This window comes from Cupriavidus sp. GW822-FHT03E04 (assembly GCF_058801495.1).
This window is the reverse complement of the sequence record NZ_JBXANI010000005.1, coordinates 1-16,407: the sequence shown is the minus strand read 5'-3', so window position 1 is coordinate 16,407 and position 16,407 is coordinate 1. Positions and strand designations below refer to the sequence as shown.

Below are 16,407 nucleotides of genomic sequence, written 5' to 3'. Positions count from 1 at the left end.
CTGGAACAAGGCGCTCACCCCAGCGCGATCAGGATCAACCCAGTTGCAATGATGACAGCGCCGATGGCGCGCGCGGCGCGCCCGCCGGCCGGTGCGAGACGCTCGACGGTGATGGCAGCCGTCACGGCAGCCATCGCGCGCAGGTCCATGATGCCAACGACGAGGAGGGTCGCTGTCAGGCCGGCACAGCTGCAGCTGCAGTGCAAGCCGAGTTGCAGGCCGACTCGCCACGCCGTGCCGGCATCCCCCCGCAGCCCGCGGCCGTGCCCGGGCGCCTCCCGGCAGCAGGTAAGGTGGTGTGCCTTCCAGGCGGTGAACTGGAGTGCGCCGGCGCTCAGGACGACCACGCCCGCCGCGACCGGAACCGCGCGCGCCAGCGCCGGCAGCCGCATATCGAGCGCCGCCAGCGCGGCGCCCAGCGCAAAGGTGGCCATGCCGATCGCGGCCCACACGAAAAAGTACCCCACGCCCACCAGCGCGCTCAGCCGGCCCAGGCGCGTCCCGCCTGTCGTGCCGACGGCCTGGCGGTAGCGCCACAGCATGGGCACCAGCGACGGCAGCATCATCGCTGCCATCATCACGACCCACATGCCGAGGAACGACGCCGCAACGCCGGGCCATGTCTGCCCGCACATCCGCATCCACGCCATCGACATTGTCCAGCCGCCGGGCATCGGCATCGCGCCCATTGCCGACATGGACGCGGACCAGGCGATCGTCACCGCCGTGCAGGCGAAGAAGAGCAGCGCCGAGACGCCCAGGAAGGCTCGCGCGCAGACCATGCTTCGAGGTGCCTCCCGTCCCTCGGTTGCGTCTGCGTTGCCCATGGCCTGGCTCAGCGCTCGCCGTACTCGTCGTGACGGCGCCACCAGATGCCCGTCTCGTTGCGTCCTTTGGGGGCGCGGTCGAGCCATTGGTACATGCCCCAGAGGCCGTCCACCCCGCGCGCATAGGTGGAGTAGGTGTGATAGACCACGCCATCCTCGAGCACGAATGCGCTCAGGCCCGGCCGATCGCGCGAGTACGTGGCTGCGTCGGTGCCGCATGTGGCTGCGAACCGGGCGACGGGCTCCGGGGCCGGTGTGGCGTCCATCGCGTGGCCGCCGCGCTTGTAGTTGTATTCGACGAACCCGTCGCGCTGCTGCGCCTCGGTAAAGGAGACGTTGGCATCGAAGTTGAAGTCGCTGCCGAGCGAGGACGCCCAGGGAAACGTCCAGCCCATTCGCTGCTTGTACGCCTGCAGTTTCGCGAGCGGTGCGCGCGACACCGCCGCAAGCGTGACGTCGTGGTTCGCCAGGTGAACCACGACGCCGTCGAACCCGTCCGCGATCGACGAGCAGGACGGGCACCCCGCGGTGTAGTCGGGCCCGAACATGAAGTGGTAGACAAGGAGCTGCGAGCGCCCCCGGAAGAGGTCGGCCAGCGAGGCGCTGCCTTCGTCGGTCTCGAACCGGTACGCCTTGTCGACCCGGACCCACGGCAGCGCCTGGCGTCGCCGCGCCAGCTCGTCGCTGCGCCGCGTCAGGTCCTTTTCCGCCTCGAGCAGCGCGAGCCGCGCTGCCAGCCACTCTTCGCGTGTCGCGGTCATGTGTTGCGTCATCATGCTTTCCTCCGTTGGGTGTCCATCGTCGTTCGCTCAGTACCAGGTACCAGGTACTAGGTACGATGTGCGGGTTGGTGGTCGTGATAGATTAGTGCCGGGCATCCGAACGATGGGAGTGACAAGTGTGGCGCGATTGGGATTCAGATGGATTCGCTGATCACGGCCGCGGCGCGCGCGCTCGCGGCGGGTGACCCGCTCGGCGCGCTGAACCGGGTCGCCCTGCGCAGCGACGCGCCTGCGCTTGCGCTGCGCGGCATCGCGATGGCGCAGCTTGGCGATCTCGTGCGCGCGAAGGCGCTGGTGCGAAGCGCGGCGCGCGCCTTCGGCCCGAAAGAGGCCGTGGCCCGCGCGCGGTGCGTCGTCGCCGAGGCCGAGATCGCACTGGCCTCGCGCGACCTGAGCTGGCCGGCGAAGGCGCTCGACGCGGCGCGCGCAACCCTGGAGGCGCACGGCGATCAGGTGAACGCCGCGCACGCGCGGTTTCTCGAAGCCCGGCGTCTCCTCCTGATAGGACGCCTCGACGAGGCCGAGCTTACGCTGGCCCAGCTTGACCCCGCGCCCTTTCCGCCCGCGTCCAGGGCCGCCCATGCGCTGGTCGTCGCGGGGATTGCGATGCGGCGCCTGCGCACGAAGGCGGCGCGCGGCGCGCTCGTCCGGGCCGAGCACGCCGCGCGCCACGCAGGCATCCCCGCGCTGACGGCAGAGGTCCAGAGCGCATTCCTCGTCCTGAAAACGCCCGCGGCGCGCCTGATTGCGCGTGGCGAGGAGCGGTTCCTGCTGCTCGATGAGGTGGAAGCGTTGCTGGCGTCCAAGACGCTTGTCGTGGACGCGTGCCGTCATGCCGTGCGTGACGCGGGCACGGTGGTCTCGCTGGCAAGGCGTCCGGTGCTGTTCGCGCTCGCACGCGCGCTGGCCGAAGCCTGGCCCGCGGACGTGCCGAGGGACGCGCTCGTTGCGCGGGCATTCCGCGCCAAGCATGCCGATGCGTCGCATCGCGCGCGGCTACGCGTTGAAATCGGGCGGCTTCGCTCGGTGCTCGGGCCGCTGGCCGGCGTGAGCGCGACCCAGCGCGGGTTTGCGCTGGTGCCGCGCGTCGCCCGTGAGGTTGTCGTGCTGGCGAGGCCCGTCGACGAAGCGCACGCGGCGGTGCTCGCCTTCGTTGCGGACGGTGAGTCATGGTCTAGCTCGGGCCTGGCGGTGGCCCTTGGCGCCAGCCAGCGCACCGTGCAGCGGGCGCTCGACGCGCTTGCGGCAACAGGCAAGGTGCAGTCGTTTGGCCGCGGGCGCGCGCGCCGCTGGCTGACGCCGCCCGTGCAGGGATTCACGACGACCTTGTTACTCCCCGCGCCACTGCCGGGTGACTAGAATGCGCTTCATGGATTGCACTTCACTACAGCGGATTCACTACAGCGTGACGAGGATGGAAACATGAAACGATCAGCGGCCGAAATCATTCGCGAGTATGGTCCCTTTCCGGGTGTCGACAACGTGCATGGGGTCACGTATGACGGTCAGCAAGTCTGGTTTGCCACCGGCGACAAGCTGATCGCGCTGGATCCGGCGAGCGGGAAGACGCTGCGCTCGATGGATGTCGCCGCACACGCAGGAACGGCCTTCGACGGCCAGCACCTGTTCCAGATCGCCGAGGATCGCATCCAGAAAATCGATCCGCAGACCGGCCGCGTGGTCGCCACGATTCCGGCCCCCGGCGGCGGCAACGACTCGGGACTTGCATGGGCTGAAGGGACGCTCTGGGTGGGGCAGTACCGGGAGCGCAAGATCCATCAGGTCGATCCCCGAACCGGGGAGATTCTTCGCACCATCGAGTCCAATCGCTTCGTCACCGGGGTCACATGGGTCGAAGGAGAGCTCTGGCACGGCACCTGGGAAGGTGAGCAGAGCGAGTTGAGGCAAGTCGATCCCCGCACGGGAAAGGTCCTGGAGAGCATCGAGATGCCAGGCGGCGTCGGCGTGTCGGGGCTCGAGTCCAATGGCAGCGACCAGTTCTTCTGCGGAGGCGGAAGCAGCGGGAAGGTAAGAGCCGTGCGCCGGCCCGGGCGAGGCGGCGCGGCCGGCAGCGCCGCCGGGATCCCTGTTGACGCCACTAGCAAATAACCGAAGCGCCCCTAACGGGCGAGGGTGGCGGCTTGAGGGGCCGCCTGATGCCCGTCGCTAAACGGTATATACTGTTTAGCCTGTTTCTGAACTGAGAATTGCCGTGAATTCACCCATCATCAAGCCGCCGACGAAAGAGGTCTTTCATTTTCCGACGAGCGCGCCAGTAGCCGACAGCATCGCAGCCGCCCCCAAGGGGAAGACGCCAAGGGGCTCGGGTAGCAAGAAGGCCGTGACCAAGGCCGCAACGAAGGCCGAGACGAAACCCCAGAAGAGCAAACCATCGAAGGTGGAAGCTCGCACCGATGTGGCCGCGCCGAAAAAAGCGCAGGGCGCCAAGAAAGAAAAGGTGCTGCGTGACAGCTTCACGATGCCGAAGTCCGACTACGCGAAGCTCGCCGAGCTCAAGCAGCGGTGCCTCGACGCGGGCGTGCACATCAAGAAAAGCGAGATCCTGCGCGCCGGATTGCTGCTGCTTGCTGCAAGCTCGCCGAAGCAATTGCTGAGCGCGGTCTCAAAAGTCGAAGCCATCAAGACCGGGCGTCCCGCCAAGGCCTGAGCGGCGTGCCTGGGGCGGCGGGTTCCGGCAGCGGCGAGAGCGCTTCGGGCCACGCCGGGCGCTCGTAGCGCGCCCGCGCGGCCTGCCGTCGCCGAAACATCGGCCTATCCGTGTTTTGCCAAGTCCTCGAACTTGGCAAACACCCGAGCCTGGACAGCATCCATGACGGCGAGGACCTGCGCATCGGCGGGTGCACTTGCTGTCACGCCAGTCGCGTCCTTCGGTTTTGAGCCGACCGGATAGCACACAAACTCCGTATCGAACCTGCCTGCCGATTCCTTCTTCAGGCGCCGGTTGAGTGCCTTGAGGTATTGCTTCTTGGTGGTCTTTGACATAGGTGCCTCGGTCCTCCGTGCAGTTGCAAATAGCGGGGCGCAAGCGTCGTGACGTAGGGTCCCCGTTTTCGTTGAAGTGCTTCCACGACTCTCTTCTTCGCCAACGATAGAACATAGTCCAGGAAGGTCCCATTGGTCAAATGTGCGCCCCGGGGCTGCTGGAGGTGGCCCAGTGCAGGCTCTGCGTTTGTGTCACCATCCAGGCACAGCCGCCAGGCAGGTCAACATGGCCAGATGTGGGTTGTTCGGGGTCGTCGCCGAGCAGGATGGCGCAGATGCCGCGCTGGCTCCGTGCGACCAGAATCGCCCCCAGCCGCCAGGTACTATCATGTGGCCCTGTCTACGATAGCGTGGAGCCCGAAATTAAAGCAGGCAAAGCTAACCCGATGTCCGGTCTGGACCGGCTGGGCAATGTTGACTTCCATACGTTGTACGCGCTTGCCGCCCTGTTGCGAGGCCGCAGCGTATCGCGCGCGGCGGCCCAGATGGAGGTGTCGCAGCCGGCTATGAGTCGAACCCTCGATCGCCTGCGCAACGTCTTCCAGGATGCCCTGCTGGTGCGTGAAGGCAACCATATGCTGCTGACCTCGCACGGCAAGGAGTTGCTGCCGATCGTGGAAAAACTGCTGGAAACCACGGCCCAGTTGGCGGGGGCCAATGCGCCCTTCGATGCCGCCACCCACGTGCGACACTTCTCGCTGGCCTGCAATGAGCATATCCAGCTCTCGCTGGCCCCCTCCTTGCTAAGCGCACTGCGGTGCGCCGCCCCCTCCATCACGGCACAGTTCAGTCCATTGCATCGGAGCGGCGCCGTTGATGCGTTGGCAAGCGGCGAACTCGATCTCTGCATCGGCTCGGCCTTTCCCTCCGCACCCGGGATCCGCACTCGGTTCCTATACTCCGAGGCCTTTGTCTGTGTGATGCGCAAGCCGCGCCGTACCGGGGCGAATGCACGGATAAGCCTGAAGGATTTCTGCAACCTGCCTCACCTCGACGTCTCGCCAACCGGCCTCACCCTGCTCGGTGAACTGATCGACCGGACCATCCGCAAGCAAGGTGGCTCGCGTCGGGTGGTGTACACCATTTCCAGCTTCATGGCGGCGCCGCAGATCGTCAGCGAGACCGACATGATCTGCGCCATCCCGGCAAGGACAGCCAGGCGACTGGCCTTGCCAGATAACGTTGCGGTGGCCGAACTTGCCTTCGAGGCGCCTGCCACGGATGTCTCGATGTTCTGGCACAACCTCACCCACCGCGACGCGGCCTGCGCTTGGCTGCGCGCCGAGATCAGCAACGTACTCCCCGCGCACTAACACGGTTACAAGGTCATACCAGCAGTGGTATGGCTGATATATACCCACCCCGATTGGTGCCGTGTCTGTGGCTGTCTATTCTGCAGCCACGCGAGCCAGAGACAGAGCTCGCCCCCGATCAGTTAGCGTGGAGACAAGATGAACAGACGCACCTCACTGCGCCTTGCCGGAGCGGTCGCATTGCTCTTGCTGGCGCAGCCCTTCAACGCGGGCGCCTACCCTGATAAGCCAATCCGACTAGTCGTATCGTTCCCGCCCGGCAGCGGCGCCGATACTACTGCGCGCTATGTCGCGCAGAAGCTCGGTGAGCGGCTGGGCAAGCCGGTGGTGGTGGAGAACCGGCCCGGTGCCAACAGCTTCATCGCATCCATGGCCGTGGCCAGCGCGGACGCCGATGGCCACACGATCTTCCTGGCCAGCAATTCACCGATGGCGACCAATGTTGCCATCTTCAAGCGCTTGCCATACGACCCCGTGAAGGACTTCGCACCGGTGGCCCGGCTGACGCGTGGCGTGATGGCGGTGGTGGTGCCAGGCTCTTCGAGTGTGAAAACGATCGGCGACCTGGCGGCGCGCAGCCGGGCCCAGCCCGGCACGCTCAACTATGGCGCTGGTGCGGCCTCATACCAGGTCGCCACCGAACTCTTCCTTCAACTTGCGGGTGGCCGCGCTACGCCGGTGCCCTACAAGGGCGTGGCGCCAGCTTTGTCGGACCTGGCTGGCGGCCAGCTCGATTTCGCCTTTGTCGACCTCGGCGCCGTCGTTCCCTTTCTCCAGTCCGGCAAGGTTCGATTGCTGGCTGTGAGCAGCGACCGGCGCTTCGACGCCTTCCCCAAGGCGCCGACGCTGCAGGAGTCGGGCTTCCGGGACTACTACATGGTCAATTGGACCGGCGCTTTCGTTCCGGCTCGTACGCCGGCGTCCGTCGTCGACCTGCTCGACAAGCAGTTGCAGGCGATCTACCGCTTGCCGGAAACAGCGATGAAGGTGCGGCAATCGTACGGCGAGCCGTTTGTGGGCGATGCCAACGAACTGAGGCGCTTCCAGCTTGAGGAAATCAGCCGCTGGGAGCAGGCAGCCCGGCAGGCCGGGATACAGAAACAATGAGAGCCATATCATGACGACGAACCTGACCAAGAGCGTGACCGAGCAACTTCCGGCTCGCCAGCTTCCCCTTGCCGGCCTGACCGTACTCGACCTGGGCCAGATCTATCAGGGTCCCTACTGCGGCTTCCTTCTGGCGATGGCCGGCGCCGACGTAATCAAGATCGAACCACCACATGGCGAGCCGGTGCGCGCGCGCCGCGAGTCGCTGTTGCCCCTGGCCATGCTTAATTCCAACAAGCGCGGCATCACGCTCAACTTCAAGACCGAGCAAGGCCGCAGCGTCTTTCGTGACCTGGTGGCCAAGGCAGACGTGGTGCTCGAGAACTTCATGCCGGGCGTGATGGAGCGCCTCGGCCTCGGGGCCGAGGCGCTGCTGGAGATCCAGCCTCGCTTGGTCTACGCGTCCGCCTCGGGCTACGGGACCAGTGGGCCGAATCGCGATCATCTTGCCATGGACCTGACCATTCAGGCCATGAGCGGCGCCATGCACGTAACCGGCTATCCCGACAGCCCCCCGCTCAAGGCAGGGCCGGCCATCAGCGATTTCCTGGGCGGTATCCACCTCTATGGGGCCATCGTCTCGGCCTTGTTCGAGCGCGAACGCAGCGGCCGCGGAAGGATTGTCGAGATCGCCATGCAGGACACGATGTATCCTGCTCTCGCCTCAAACCTGACGATGTATTACGAGGACCCGGAACGCAATCCGCGCACCGGAAACCGGCATGGGGCGCTCGCAATGTCGCCCTACAACACCTACTCGGCCAAGGATGGCTACATCGCCATTATCTGCGTCACCGAAGGCCACTGGCCGGGGCTGTGCCAGGCGATGGGGCGCCCCGACCTGGGTGGACAGGAGCGCTACGCGACGCACGCCTCGCGTTGTGCGGTGATGAGCGAGGTGGACGAACTGGTTGCCTCCTGGACCTGCAACCTCACGCGCGCCGAGATCATGACGGCCGGCCAGGCCCATCACTTTCCCTGCGCGCCGGTTCGCACGCTCGATGAGGTCGTGCACGACCGTCATATGCACGAGCGCGGCATGCTGAACTATGTGATGCATCCCAAGTTGGGCGAGGTGGTCCTGCCCAACAGCCCCTTGCGCTTTCACCAGTCGCCGCCGTTGGCACTGAGGCCCAACCCGGACCTCGGCGAGCACAACAAGGCGGTACTGAGCGAGCTTCTCGGACTGTCGGCCGCGGCAATCGACACCCTGCGCCAGCAAGGCGCGTTCTGAAGCAAGAACCAGCCCCCTGCCAAGAGAAAACACCAGCCATGTCAGATTTCGTCCAGATTGTCCGCGAGGACGGCATCGCCGTCATCACGCTGAACCACCCGCATACCCGCAACGCCATTGCAGACGATCTCCGCCAGCATGCAGGCGCTGGCGCACAGCACCGAAGCGCACCGTCAGGCGCTGCGCTTGATGACTGAACGCGTGGGGAGAAAATCATGAGCGCGGCCAGCCCCAATACCAACACCAATGCCAATACCAATACCAACGAGACCATCCTCTGCGACGTGGCGAACCGGATTGCCGTCATTACCCTCAACCGGCCGGACCAGCTCAACGCCTGGAACTCTGAGATGGAAGCTGGACTGCGCACCGCACTAGAGCGCTGCCGGGACGATCGCGAGGTCCGTGTGATCGTGTTGACCGGGGCCGGAAAGGCCTTCTGCGCAGGCGCCGACTTGTCGGCGGCGCGCGCGCGGCTGGCGGAGTCCAGCCCGCGACACGCCAGTAGTACGGCGGCTCACGCGCCCAACGATGTCGCCGCCCGGGAGGACTTTGGCCAGCGCTACAGCTATTTGCTGGCGATCGGCAAGCCCATCATCTGCGCCCTGAACGGTGCCGCAGCCGGGGTCGGCCTGGTGCTCTCACTCTATTGCGATATCCGCTACGCCAGCCGCGAAGCGCGGCTGGTGCCGGCATTCGTGCGGCGCGGGCTGGCCGCCGAACACGGCATAGCCTGGATGCTGCCCAGGATGATCGGCCTGTCACGTGCGCTCGAGTGGCTGATGAGCGGCAGGTCAATGGGCGCGCAGGAGGCCGAACAGGCCGGTCTGGTTTCCGCCGTGTTCGAAGCCGATCGCTTCCTGCCGACGGTGCTCGAACGCGCCGCAGTATTGGCCGCCCTGTGCTCGCCTAGCGCAATGGCAGCGGCCAAGCGACAGTCGTACCGCGCGCTCGGCCAGACTCTAGGTGAAAGTGTTGCGCAGGCCGAGCGCGAGATCGCGGCTTCATTGCAGGGGACCGACTTCCGTGAGGGCGTAGCGGCGTTCCTCGACAAACGCCAGCCTTCGTTCTCGGGACTGGGACGCTGAGCGGCGTGCCTGCACGGCCCATCCCGGCCAGTTTCGCTTGTTCGACTGTTCGACATTGGTGTCGGGATCGTCGACAATCTCAATGCTCTTATTCGGTATTGCGTTCCTCACTTTGTGCGGCCTTGGCGGCACACGGCAATGTGACGGCGGTCGATGGATACCGAGCCGCATTCCCGGACGTCTTATCTGATTGACCGTTGAGAGATCCCCACGATGTCAGCGTCTTTCGTCGTAGCAGCAGCCCAGTCCATTTCCGTCGCCGGTGACATACAGCAGAACGTCGACCGGCATCTCTCGTTTTTACGCGAAGCCGCCGCGAGACGCGCGCGTCTCGTCGTCTTTCCCGAGCTTTCGCTGACCGGATACGAGAGCACCATTGCGAACGAAGTCGCAATCCACAACGACGACGCGCGACTCGCGCCCCTGCGTCACGAATGCACGCGAAGCGGACTGACCGCCGTCGTGGGCGCTCCCTTGCGCTTCGACGATGGGGTGCGGATCGGCGCGCTGACGTTGACACCGGACGGCAAGGTCACCAGCTACACGAAGCAATACCTGCATCCAGGAGAAGACGCGACCTTCGCGCCCGGATCGGGCGGGCCGCCGATTTCCGTTGACGGCGAGACTGTCGCGCTCGCCGTTTGTGCGGACACGGGCCATCCAGAGCATGCAGCGCAAGCATCCACCATGGGTGCGATCCTGTACGCGGCGGGCGTGCTATTCACCGCGAACGGTTACGCTGCGGATACCGCGTTGCTCCGGCGCTATGCGGCACAGCACCGCTTCGCCGTGCTGATGGCTAACCACGGCGCAGACACAGGCGGATGGTCATCCATAGGCAAGAGTGCGTTTTGGGACGAGCACGGCCGCTGCGTCGTCGCGGCGGACGGACCCGGGGCCGCGCTGGTCATCGCGAGCAGGGCCGACGCCGGCTGGCACGGTGAAGTCGTCTCGTTGCGATGAACCCATTTGAGTGGTGCATCTGTATCGCCACGCCGTGTTGGGGGCCGGGCAAGCGAAGCGTGTTGACCGCTAGCCCGACCTCGGCCACTATTGCCGCGTGAGCATCAGGTTCAGGTTCTGAACCGCAGCGCCGGATGCGCCTTTGCCAAGATTATCGAACACCGCGGACAGCAGGACGTGCCCGTGTTCCATGTTGGGAAATACGCTTAAGCGCATGTCGTTCGTACCGTTCAGCACTTGTGGATCCAGGTGTTTCAAGGCGCACGATTCGTGCAGCGGCAAGACATGGACGTGGGCCGCCTCGGCATAGTGGCGTGCGAGGCATGCCTGTAACGTGACGCCATCCACGTCGGGTGCCAGCAGCCGCAACGCCAAGGGCACCGTCAGCACGATGCCCTGGCGGAACGCACCCAACGCAGGGACAAAGATGGGACGCTGCGCGAGCCCGGCGTGCTGCTGGATCTCCGGGGTGTGCTTGTGCGCGAGTTCCAGACCATATACCTGGTATGAAGGCGCGTTGACGGCACCCTGTCCCTCATGTTCCTCCACGCCGGCACGCCCGCGTCCGGAGTAGCCCGACACCGCATGAATGCTGATAGGGTAGTCGCCTGGTACGAGCCCGGCCTGCAACAGGGGACGCAGCAAGCCAATGGCTCCGGTCGGATAGCAACCGGGATTGGTGACCCGACGTGCGTTGGCAATGCGCTCAGCCTGTCCCTGCGTCATTTCCGGAAAGCCGTACGTCCAGTCCGTCTGTGTGCGGTGGGCGGAACTTGCGTCGATGACCCGGACGGCAGGATTCACAATGGCGTCCACTGCCTCGCGCGCGGCAGCATCCGGCAAACAGAGGATGGCGATGTCGCAGGCATTGATGGCTTCTGCGCGACGCCGCGGATCCTTGCGTTCCGCAGCGGCAAGCGTGAACAGTCTAAGGTCGGTCCGGTTGCGCAGCCGTTCGTGGATTTGCAACCCGGTGGTGCCTTGGTCGCCGTCGATGAAAACAACGGGAGAGCTCATACGTGGAATACTCCGGTGACTGTGGGTTTTGACAAGGAGAACGAGCCCCTATGTTCCATGGACCGCTAGAATAGAGAAAGTTGTATTTCATAACGTGAATATTCAGTTTTTCTGAATCTGGACGCCAATATGCGAGAGATCAGCCTGGACCGTTTGCGCACTCTGGTCGCCATTGCCGACCGTGGCTCATTTGTCGAAGCGGCGCGTGCATTGCACCTGGCGCCGCCAACGGTCAGCCTCCACATCGCTGAACTCGAAGACCGCATTGGGGCGCCGCTCCTGTCGCGCAAGCGCGGACATGTCAGGCCGTCGGCGATAGGGGAGGTGCTGGTGGAGCGCGCGCGTCGACTGCTGGCCGATGCGGAGCAGGCGTTAGACGATATTCAACGCCAGGTGCAGGGGCTCGAAGGGCGCGCGCGGCTCGGTGCGTCGACTGGCGTGATCGCGCACCTGTTGCCGCAAGCGCTTGAGGTGCTGCGCCAGCACCATCCCGCTATCGACATTCAGGTTGCAGTACTCACTTCGCATGAAACGCTGTCCCGACTGGCGGATGGAACGCTGGATGTTGGGCTGATCGCGCTGCCTCAGCCCCCGGTGGCTGGACTCGTGATAAAGCCTTGGCGCCGCGACCCCGTGATGGCCTTTTTGCCGGCGCATTGGCGGTGTCCGGCCCGCGTCACGCCGGAATGGCTCGCTGCCCAACCTCTCATTCTCAATGACGCGACCACGCGTCTCTCGCGTCTGACTGCGGAGTGGTTCGCGACCGGGGGGCACCATCCTGCGCCGCGCATCCAGCTCAACTACAACGACGCGATCAAGAGTCTGGTAGCGGCAGGTTACGGCGCAGCGCTGTTGCCCCATGAGGCCACTACGCCATTACCCGATGGGCGCATCGTCATGCGTGCGCTGCGCCCGGCGTTGTGGCGCCGGCTCGGCATTGCACATCGTGCGGGGTACGTTGAGCGTTCCACGCAACACGTACTCGATGTGTTGTGGGATCTGCGATTGGCGTAGGCGTTGCCATTTTCCAATCGCCATTCGCCATTCGCCGCTTCGGTTCGTTCTTGCTGGGACAGTAGCTTTATTGCATGTCATGCCGAACAAGCGCGGCCGGTCGACATCGACGCCTAGATCGTTGACAATCGTTTTCCTTGCGTAAGCAAACAGGAGCCCACTTTGCCTTCAACGAATCTGCGTCTCTACGCCGACGCTCAATTCGCAAGTCCATATGCGATGTCGGCCTTCGTGGCCCTTCACGAAAAGGGATTGTCGTTTGAGCTTGTCACCATCGACCTGGCCAACAATGCGAACCTCGAACCTGGTTATGCACAGAGCTCACTCACGCAGCGCATACCTACGCTGATTCACGGCAGTTTCGCTTTGTCCGAGTCGTCAGCCATAACTGAATATCTCGACGAGGTTTTTCCGGGCACCTTGTTATACCCAAAAGATGCGATCAGTCGCGCTCGGGCACGCCAAGTCCAGGCGTGGCTGCGAAGCGATCTCATGCCCATCCGGCAGGAGCGCTCCACTGAGGTGGTATTTTATGGCGCTCCCGCAGCGCCCCTATCTGCTGCAGCACGTACGGCCGCAGGAAAACTGTTTTCTGCTTGCGAGGTGCTGATTGCCGACCACTCACCGAACCTCTTTGGCGAGTGGTGCATCGCAGACGTCGACCTTGCTCTAATGCTGAACCGGCTCGTCCTCAATGGTGATGCGGTGCCGGGAAGGTTGGCTGACTACGCTGCGCATCAGTGGCAAAGGCCGTCTGTTCAGCATTGGGTCGCCCTGAATCGCCCCCCGCTGTGAAACCCTCGAACTCGCCGCGCTTTGAATATGTGACCGGCTAGTTGCTAGCCTCGCACCGCGCTCCTGAAGGCGGCTGAAAGCACGGCAAGCGCATCGCGCGGCCGGCCGTCGTTGACCCGTGAGTGAAGCAGAACTGGCAAGCGTGGTAAGTCAGGCAGCCCGAGCTTGGGGCCTACGTCAACTGCGCCCAATGGCAGCATGCGAGGAGCCAATGCTGCTACGCCGAGCCCCGCCACGACGGCTGCAGCGACTGCAGCAACGCCGCCGCCGACGAAAACTTCTGTCCAAGGCACGCCTGCCGCATCGAGAAGCTGGCCGGCCATCGCACGCACACCGCAAGGTTCAGCAAGTGTGGCAAGCGGCAGGGGCTCGCCGGCGCGATGCTCCCAGCTTGGCGCTGCGAACCAGCCGAATTGCTCGTCGGTAAGAATTTCTCCGTCGCTTCGACCGACATGCAAGCGGACGATCACCGTGTCGAGTTCCCGCCGGTCGAAACTTTGAAGCAGGTCACCCGACGAGCCGATCCGGATCTCGATCAGCAGTTGCGGGCTTTGCGCGTTCATGCGCGCGATCAGCGCGGGCAGCTCCGGTCCCGCAACATGGTCACTGATACCAATGACGAGACGCTGCCGGACCCCGGCAAATCCAGCGAGCGCGCGATCAGCCGCAAGCCTCTCGCCAGGCGATCTTCGACAACCTGTATCGCGCGCTGCACGAAACGTTCAACGTGCCCGAGGGCGACCAGTTCCTGACCATCACGGAGCATGACGCCGCGAACTTCCGTTACGGCGCGTCCTATCATGGCATCGCCCGGAGTGACGATCTCGTGTTCATCCAGATCACCGCGAACAACACCCGCACCGTGGAACAGAAGAAAGTGCTGTTCCAGCGGATCGCGGAGTTGCTCAGCGAGAGCCCCGGCATCCGGCCGGAGGACGTGTTCGTGAGCCTTGTCGAGGTCGCAAAAGAGAATTGGTCCCTTGGCAACGGCCTCGCGCAATACGCTTGAGTCGGTGGTCGGTGCTGTTGATCGCGGCCACCATTTGCCGGCTCCTTCGCGACGCGCGACACAAAATTTGCGTGAATGTCCGTCGTCGAGAAAGTTGGTCGACCGCTGAGGGTTGACAAGAGCCGAATGCGACACGGCTGCCGGAGGTCGCTTCACGGGGCCAGTAACAGCCCTTCGGGCGTGTCTCACGAATGACGACTGCTGGGTGCGAAGCGGCCATTAGGGGTTTATATGCCATGCCCCCGTTTGGCAAATTCTCCGTCAGAAGCGCAAGATCTATGGATAGAAGGTTTCGCCACGGTTCAGCATGTTGACGAATTCCTCGATTTTACGCGCCCTTGTTTCTGGTTTTTTGGCATTCTGTACCCGAAACAGGATGGCATAGCGGTTACGGCTGTTCAGTGTTGCAAAAAACTTCTTGGCTTCCGGATTTGCGTCCAAAGCCACCTGCAGGTCGTCCGGCACTATCGAGTTACTGGCCGACGTATAAGCAGCCTTCCAGCGGCCGTCCTTCCTAGCTTTCTCGATTTCGCACATGCCGGGCGGGCGCATTCTGCCTGCGGCGATCAGCGCTTCAGCCCTGTCTTTGTTAAGTTTGGACCAGATGCTTTTTGCGGAGCGTGGGGTGAAGCGCTGTAACCAGTATTTCTCGCTCTCAGCCTGCTTTTGACCATCAATCCAGCCATAGCAGAGGGCGCTTTCCAACGCCTGTTCGTAGGTTACGGTTCGCTGCTCGGTGCCTTTTTTCGCTAGACGCAGCCATGCTCCCGTCGAAGTGCTGCCGTTTTTCCCTAACCAACTTTCCCATTCGGTCTGACTTGTAAATGTTAGAACGCATTCGGTCATGTCACTATCCTGAATGGTTGAGTACATGCGCGGGGAAGGCGTCCGCAGTCTAACAGTGCTTATACGGGCATCAACGTCCGTGGTGCGAACCAAAGACCGGTCTCTCAGTAGCGACTAGCCCGTCGGCTGGTTTGGGTCGGTCTGAGACGGCCGGCCCTGGCGGAGGGCCGAAGTCAGAGTCCGGCCATCTTGAGTCGTCCACCGGACGACCCGCTGACGGTCGCATGTAGAATCCAGGCGGCGAAAATTGTAACAGTGGGAAGGTCAGGAGCTACTCAGTGCTGTTAGCGGCCGGCATTCGCCGTGACACCATCCTCAAACCACGACCAACATCACGCACGACCAAATCGAAGCCGCCAAGGCGATCCTTCTCTCCAAACAACGGGTTTCGACCCGCCTTCTGCAACGCACCCTGAAATTGCCCTACTCAGGCACAGAGGCAGTTCTCAATGCCCTGCAACATCAGGATGTGTTGACCCCTCGCCTAGATGGCTTTCGCCGGTTGACGAAGGCGTTCGAGAACGAAGACACCACGGCTCGTGTTTCGTTCGTGCGGTTCGTCTTCGAATCCGTCCGCTATTGTTCGGAAATGTGGGAGGAAGGAAATAGCGGCCACACGAAGATCATGAAGCTTCTGCGCCCCTCCTCGCAGGTCGCGCCGCTCCAGCTTCGGAAACTCGTACTCCATGCGTGTTTCCAGACTCGGCGGATGGGGTTGCTAGAGGCATCGATGGCGTTAGTTGAATACTGCTGTGACCGAGGTCTTGCTCCTGCGGTCGACGACGATGACCTTTCCGAGTTGGGCATCATGTGCTCGTCCGCCTCACGTCCATTCACCTTGGTCAGCGATCCAGCAGCGATAAGGAAGCGCTCCTTCGTCCGACTGGCTCGCTACCTAAGCCTTCGAGGCATGGACTCCGACACGCGTTGCTTCGAGTATTTTCTCCGCGGCGTGTACGACGTACCGACGGGCCAGGGGAAGAATGGAGGAACCTACAACGAGCACGTGGTGCCGCTTGCCTACATCCGAAAGCACTGCGTGCACCTATTGACGCAGGGAGGTACGGCCGAGCAAGCCACAAGCGACATCATCCGGTTTCTGGCAATCGTAAAAATCACCGACGACGAGCGAAACTATCTGGATCGCAGCATCAGCTCCGGTGGGCTAGGGTTGCAGGTCGACATGCCTGAGGCTTGGTACCCCGAAGTGGGGGACATCTTTGCGCGCCTCCACAAGGCGGGCATCGAGTTTCAGATGTCGACGTGACCGGCATAAAGGCAGAAAAGCTCATCGCCGCTCTTTTGGGGAAAGACCTGATCCGACGGCCGCGTTTGTTAAGGATTGTTTGATGTCTGCCCTCGTCTGCAGGACTGTGAGAGGGAGCGGCGCGTGTGGGCAGGCGTCGAAC

18 protein-coding genes and 1 pseudogene are annotated in these 16,407 nt (G+C 63.5%); 13 read left to right on the top strand and 6 right to left on the bottom strand.

The window, feature by feature from the left end; all coding sequences use genetic code 11:
- Positions 1 to 14: 14 nt before the first annotated feature.
- Positions 15 to 827, bottom strand: a complete 813-nt coding sequence (locus tag AC1RQC_RS07575; RefSeq protein ID WP_492882861.1) for a copper chaperone — start codon at positions 825 to 827, stop codon at positions 15 to 17.
- A gap of 8 nt (positions 828 to 835) precedes the next feature.
- Positions 836 to 1,600 carry a DUF899 domain-containing protein gene (locus AC1RQC_RS07570; RefSeq protein WP_492830601.1) on the bottom strand — a complete coding sequence of 255 codons (765 nt, stop codon included), beginning with the start codon at positions 1,598 to 1,600 and terminating at the stop codon, positions 836 to 838.
- Between the two features lie 147 nt (positions 1,601 to 1,747).
- On the opposite strand from AC1RQC_RS07570, the gene AC1RQC_RS07565 reads away from it, so the two are divergent.
- The 3 genes from AC1RQC_RS07565 (at position 1,748) to AC1RQC_RS07555 (ending at position 4,277) form a co-directional block, all read left to right on the top strand.
- A complete protein-coding gene (locus tag AC1RQC_RS07565) occupies positions 1,748 to 2,968 on the top strand; it encodes a helix-turn-helix domain-containing protein (RefSeq protein WP_492882859.1) in 1,221 nt (406 codons plus the stop codon).
- A gap of 63 nt (positions 2,969 to 3,031) precedes the next feature.
- Positions 3,032 to 3,718: a Vgb family protein gene (locus AC1RQC_RS07560; RefSeq protein WP_492882857.1), complete on the top strand. Its 687-nt coding sequence runs from the start codon at positions 3,032 to 3,034 to the stop codon at positions 3,716 to 3,718.
- A gap of 103 nt (positions 3,719 to 3,821) precedes the next feature.
- On the top strand, positions 3,822 to 4,277 hold the full coding sequence (locus AC1RQC_RS07555) for a hypothetical protein (protein ID WP_492882856.1): 456 nt from the start codon (positions 3,822 to 3,824) through the stop codon (positions 4,275 to 4,277).
- Between the two features lie 104 nt (positions 4,278 to 4,381).
- Here the strand turns inward: AC1RQC_RS07555 and AC1RQC_RS07550 are convergent, their stop codons facing one another.
- Complete coding sequence (locus AC1RQC_RS07550; RefSeq protein ID WP_492812801.1) at positions 4,382 to 4,612, bottom strand: hypothetical protein; 231 nt, start codon at positions 4,610 to 4,612, stop codon at positions 4,382 to 4,384.
- A 350-nt stretch (positions 4,613 to 4,962) separates the two neighbouring features.
- On the opposite strand from AC1RQC_RS07550, the gene AC1RQC_RS07545 reads away from it, so the two are divergent.
- The 6 genes from AC1RQC_RS07545 to AC1RQC_RS07520 all read left to right on the top strand — a co-directional run bounded on the left by AC1RQC_RS07545 (position 4,963) and on the right by AC1RQC_RS07520 (position 10,317).
- Positions 4,963 to 5,925, top strand: coding sequence for a LysR family transcriptional regulator (locus AC1RQC_RS07545; RefSeq protein ID WP_492882854.1), 963 nt, complete (start codon positions 4,963 to 4,965; stop codon positions 5,923 to 5,925).
- A gap of 138 nt (positions 5,926 to 6,063) precedes the next feature.
- Positions 6,064 to 7,032: a Bug family tripartite tricarboxylate transporter substrate binding protein gene (locus AC1RQC_RS07540; RefSeq protein ID WP_492882852.1), complete on the top strand. Its 969-nt coding sequence runs from the start codon at positions 6,064 to 6,066 to the stop codon at positions 7,030 to 7,032.
- A gap of 10 nt (positions 7,033 to 7,042) precedes the next feature.
- Positions 7,043 to 8,266 carry a CaiB/BaiF CoA transferase family protein gene (locus tag AC1RQC_RS07535; protein ID WP_492830566.1) on the top strand — a complete coding sequence of 408 codons (1,224 nt, stop codon included), beginning with the start codon at positions 7,043 to 7,045 and terminating at the stop codon, positions 8,264 to 8,266.
- A 38-nt stretch (positions 8,267 to 8,304) separates the two neighbouring features.
- Complete coding sequence (locus tag AC1RQC_RS07530; RefSeq protein ID WP_492373842.1) at positions 8,305 to 8,463, top strand: hypothetical protein; 159 nt, start codon at positions 8,305 to 8,307, stop codon at positions 8,461 to 8,463.
- A gap of 18 nt (positions 8,464 to 8,481) precedes the next feature.
- Positions 8,482 to 9,354, top strand: coding sequence for an enoyl-CoA hydratase-related protein (locus tag AC1RQC_RS07525; protein WP_492882850.1), 873 nt, complete (start codon positions 8,482 to 8,484; stop codon positions 9,352 to 9,354).
- Between the two features lie 213 nt (positions 9,355 to 9,567).
- Positions 9,568 to 10,317: a carbon-nitrogen hydrolase family protein gene (locus AC1RQC_RS07520; RefSeq protein WP_492882848.1), complete on the top strand. Its 750-nt coding sequence runs from the start codon at positions 9,568 to 9,570 to the stop codon at positions 10,315 to 10,317.
- Positions 10,318 to 10,404: 87 nt separating this feature from the next.
- Here the strand turns inward: AC1RQC_RS07520 and argC are convergent, their stop codons facing one another.
- Positions 10,405 to 11,334, bottom strand: a complete 930-nt coding sequence (gene argC / locus AC1RQC_RS07515; RefSeq protein ID WP_492882846.1) for an N-acetyl-gamma-glutamyl-phosphate reductase — start codon at positions 11,332 to 11,334, stop codon at positions 10,405 to 10,407.
- Positions 11,335 to 11,463: 129 nt separating this feature from the next.
- Between argC and AC1RQC_RS07510 the strand changes: the two genes are divergently transcribed.
- Positions 11,464 to 12,348, top strand: a complete 885-nt coding sequence (locus AC1RQC_RS07510) for a LysR family transcriptional regulator (protein ID WP_492373838.1) — start codon at positions 11,464 to 11,466, stop codon at positions 12,346 to 12,348.
- 162 nt (positions 12,349 to 12,510) lie between these two features.
- Positions 12,511 to 13,143 (top strand): glutathione transferase, encoded by a 633-nt coding sequence (yfcF, locus tag AC1RQC_RS07505; protein ID WP_492882844.1) that lies wholly within the window; start codon positions 12,511 to 12,513, stop codon positions 13,141 to 13,143.
- A 44-nt stretch (positions 13,144 to 13,187) separates the two neighbouring features.
- On the opposite strand, the pseudogene AC1RQC_RS07500 reads toward yfcF, so the two are convergent.
- Positions 13,188 to 13,811 (bottom strand): annotated as a pseudogene (locus tag AC1RQC_RS07500) (LysR substrate-binding domain-containing protein); the annotation flags it as partial.
- On the opposite strand from AC1RQC_RS07500, the gene AC1RQC_RS07495 reads away from it, so the two are divergent.
- Positions 13,787 to 14,152: a tautomerase family protein gene (locus AC1RQC_RS07495; RefSeq protein ID WP_492812817.1), complete on the top strand. Its 366-nt coding sequence runs from the start codon at positions 13,787 to 13,789 to the stop codon at positions 14,150 to 14,152. The pseudogene AC1RQC_RS07500 and the gene AC1RQC_RS07495 overlap by 25 nt on opposite strands.
- 276 nt (positions 14,153 to 14,428) lie before the next feature.
- Here the strand turns inward: AC1RQC_RS07495 and AC1RQC_RS07490 are convergent, their stop codons facing one another.
- A complete protein-coding gene (locus AC1RQC_RS07490) occupies positions 14,429 to 14,998 on the bottom strand; it encodes a YdeI/OmpD-associated family protein (protein WP_492882842.1) in 570 nt (189 codons plus the stop codon).
- Between the two features lie 502 nt (positions 14,999 to 15,500).
- On the opposite strand from AC1RQC_RS07490, the gene AC1RQC_RS07485 reads away from it, so the two are divergent.
- Complete coding sequence (locus AC1RQC_RS07485; RefSeq protein ID WP_492882840.1) at positions 15,501 to 16,265, top strand: hypothetical protein; 765 nt, start codon at positions 15,501 to 15,503, stop codon at positions 16,263 to 16,265.
- Positions 16,266 to 16,407: the final 142 nt, after the last annotated feature.

What these genes read in the sequence shown, in the direction of transcription:
- AC1RQC_RS07575 (WP_492882861.1), bottom strand. Translation starts at nt 827, where the DNA reads ATGGGCAACGCAGACGCAACCGAGGGACGGGAGGCACCTCGAAGCATG.
- AC1RQC_RS07570 (WP_492830601.1), bottom strand. Translation starts at nt 1,600, where the DNA reads ATGACGCAACACATGACCGCGACACGCGAAGAGTGGCTGGCAGCGCGG.
- AC1RQC_RS07565 (WP_492882859.1), top strand. Translation starts at nt 1,748, where the DNA reads ATGGATTCGCTGATCACGGCCGCGGCGCGCGCGCTCGCGGCGGGTGAC.
- AC1RQC_RS07560 (WP_492882857.1), top strand. Translation starts at nt 3,032, where the DNA reads ATGAAACGATCAGCGGCCGAAATCATTCGCGAGTATGGTCCCTTTCCG.
- AC1RQC_RS07550 (WP_492812801.1), bottom strand. Translation starts at nt 4,612, where the DNA reads ATGTCAAAGACCACCAAGAAGCAATACCTCAAGGCACTCAACCGGCGC.
- AC1RQC_RS07540 (WP_492882852.1), top strand. Translation starts at nt 6,064, where the DNA reads ATGAACAGACGCACCTCACTGCGCCTTGCCGGAGCGGTCGCATTGCTC.
- AC1RQC_RS07535 (WP_492830566.1), top strand. Translation starts at nt 7,043, where the DNA reads ATGACGACGAACCTGACCAAGAGCGTGACCGAGCAACTTCCGGCTCGC.
- AC1RQC_RS07530 (WP_492373842.1), top strand. Translation starts at nt 8,305, where the DNA reads ATGTCAGATTTCGTCCAGATTGTCCGCGAGGACGGCATCGCCGTCATC.
- AC1RQC_RS07525 (WP_492882850.1), top strand. Translation starts at nt 8,482, where the DNA reads ATGAGCGCGGCCAGCCCCAATACCAACACCAATGCCAATACCAATACC.
- AC1RQC_RS07520 (WP_492882848.1), top strand. Translation starts at nt 9,568, where the DNA reads ATGTCAGCGTCTTTCGTCGTAGCAGCAGCCCAGTCCATTTCCGTCGCC.
- argC (WP_492882846.1), bottom strand. Translation starts at nt 11,334, where the DNA reads ATGAGCTCTCCCGTTGTTTTCATCGACGGCGACCAAGGCACCACCGGG.
- AC1RQC_RS07510 (WP_492373838.1), top strand. Translation starts at nt 11,464, where the DNA reads ATGCGAGAGATCAGCCTGGACCGTTTGCGCACTCTGGTCGCCATTGCC.
- AC1RQC_RS07490 (WP_492882842.1), bottom strand. Translation starts at nt 14,998, where the DNA reads ATGACCGAATGCGTTCTAACATTTACAAGTCAGACCGAATGGGAAAGT.